Origin of the sequence: Bacillus sp. S4 (assembly GCF_040838205.1) — a bacterium.
Lineage (GTDB): Bacteria > Bacillota > Bacilli > Bacillales > Bacillaceae_G > Bacillus_A > Bacillus_A cereus_U.
In genome coordinates this window covers 1-2355 of record NZ_JBFPJI010000439.1, presented here as the reverse complement: position 1 = coordinate 2355, position 2355 = coordinate 1, and the positions used below count along the sequence as shown (strand labels likewise).

The window sequence follows — 2355 nt, the reverse complement described above, 5'->3', positions numbered from 1 at the left end:
GTAATACAGCTTTACCCTTTGGAACTGAAGGTACTGACTTAATTGGGTCTGAACTCCATACTTCATTATCATTATCTGATTCTCTCAACACACCTATCTCAACCATTTTCTCCGCAGTTTTTTGATCTATAATTAATACTTGTTTGCCATCAATTTCTGCTTTTTTCACTTTATATAAAGTGTTGGTCTTAATTTCACGTTTATGCTGATTTACTATTTCTTTTAATGATTGTTCTCCCCCAATCAATAAAGCGGCATTCCTTGGTTCTTCTTTCTTTCCAAAAGAACAAGCTCCTAACATAGAAATAGATACAATTCCTGCCATGCACACTTTCATTACTTTTTTCATTTCTTTTTCTCCTCTTTGCTTGTTTTATCAATACGCTACATGATTTTTTTATATAACCGTTGTAAATAACGCCAACGGACAGTGAAAAAGTACACACTTTGAATGGATATAAAGGCTAGTATAATTAAAATGGACATCTTTAAAACAGAGTAATCAATTAGCTGTTGCAAGGCTATAAAAGCGACACCACTATGAATAATCGCTATAATTAAAGGCAAGAAGAACATTAACGTAAGCTGACGCGTTACAATTTTCTTTAACTCTCTTTTACTTAGACCGACCTTCGCAATCATTTCATATTGTTGTTGTTCTCTTTCTAAATCTGCATATAGTCGGAAATATAATAGGCTGGCTGCAAACGTAAAGAATACGATACCTACTAATACACTAACGATAAGTAAAATACCGTTCTTTTGTTTCGAAGAAATCCATTCAGAATACAACGCTTTAAAATAATAATGTGCTTCCACCAAATTATTATTACCCATTGTTGCTTCTAATTTCTTTGTAACTGCTCTTGATTTTTCCCAATTTCCCACTACAAATCCATATTGACTTTTCATTACGTAAGAATCATCTTCCGTCTTTCTGTTAGGAATTTTATCGTACAAAGAATCCGAAACAACAAGAATAGCTCCAATTGTATTTGGGAGAACTATATATGGGACTGCCTTCTTGACCCGAAGAGACATCTCCATGTTTTCCTGTACTACATCTATTTTCTCAGGTATATCTTTTCCTCTTGCATACTTTTCTTTTTGCGAAACTATTGATGGTACTATGATCGTTTCTTGATCATTATCTATCTTTTCCATTTCATACCCGAAGATTTTTGCAAACTTGTTATACTCTGATACTTTGATTAGCACTAAATTATTTTCCGTAAATTTAGGATTCGTAACCGCTACCTGATAAGAGAAATTTGAGCGAGTGAGTTGTTTTTTTATTTCTGTAATGTGCTCTTCTTCTTGTGGATTCTCTCCTAACGAGGTATAGGTAAATGCAAATGGGTTGGTCATTTCGGTTAATCCCTTATTTCCCATTGCTAGACATGTACCAATCCCAGTGAAAGCCACAGCGGAAACGATCGCTAGCATAAAGAACATAGTTGCATTATCCTTCATACGATAGGCCAATTCAGATATAGTAAGAAGGTTTGTTTTATTAAAAAACACAATGTCTTTTTTCTTTAAGACACGTATTACATACACGCTCAACTGTGAAAAGAGAAAATATGTCCCTATCACTACAAAGACTACCCCTCCAAGTAAGTAAGACATAATGAAGTTTCTTTCTAGTACGAAATAGAACACACATCCATACCCTAATCCAATGAAGAATACGGAAAGAAATGCTAATGCTTTTGATGCCTTTGGTTCTGTTTTTGGTTTTTCCTCTGATTTCATCAAATCAATCAACTTGTTGCCTTTTACCATCTTAGAAGTAAACAACGAAATAACTAAAAACAGAATCAAAAATGCGCCAGTTGTCATAAAGACAGCTTTTATAGGCACATAAAAAGGAAGTCCCTTATCAATCGCTAGTATATTTTCACTTGCTAATAAATTGAGCTTTGCAAATATCAATCCAATTAAGATACCAAACATAATAGATGCGATTCCAATTAACATATTTTCTAAAAAAATTAATTTATTTAACTGTGCCGGTGTCATACCATGCATAATTAAAATTCCAAATTCTTTTTTTCTTGTTTTTAAAAAAGAACTCACCGAATATAAAAGAAAGAAGAATGAAAATACAAAAATGAGATATTGAGATATTTGCATCCCCATTGTTCCTAATAGACTCATTGTTTTACTTGTGGAGACTAGTTCTCCTTGTAAATCAGAATGGAAAAGTAAGAGTGAATATGTGAAAAAAACCATAACTGAAAATGAGCTACTTAGAAAGTGTGCAGCATAAGTCCGCTTACTTCGAATGATATTATTAAAAGCGAATCTTTGAAAAGTCATGCTTACGACCTCCTAGTAATGCAAGTACATCTA

2 protein-coding genes are annotated in these 2355 nt (G+C 33.2%); both read right to left on the bottom strand.

The window, feature by feature from the left end; all coding sequences use genetic code 11:
- The coding region (locus AB3X48_RS21300; RefSeq protein WP_367959913.1) for a lipoprotein BA_5634 family protein at window positions 1-349 on the bottom strand (349 nt) is incomplete at its 3' end.
- Between the two features lie 35 nt (window positions 350-384).
- Window positions 385-2322 (bottom strand): FtsX-like permease family protein, encoded by a 1938-nt coding sequence (locus AB3X48_RS21295; RefSeq protein ID WP_199715098.1) that lies wholly within the window; start codon window positions 2320-2322, stop codon window positions 385-387.
- Window positions 2323-2355 lie beyond the last annotated feature (33 nt).

Excerpts from the sequence above, each read along its gene's own strand:
- AB3X48_RS21295 (WP_199715098.1), bottom strand. The coding sequence starts at position 2,322 with ATGACTTTTCAAAGATTCGCTTTTAATAATATCATTCGAAGTAAGCGG.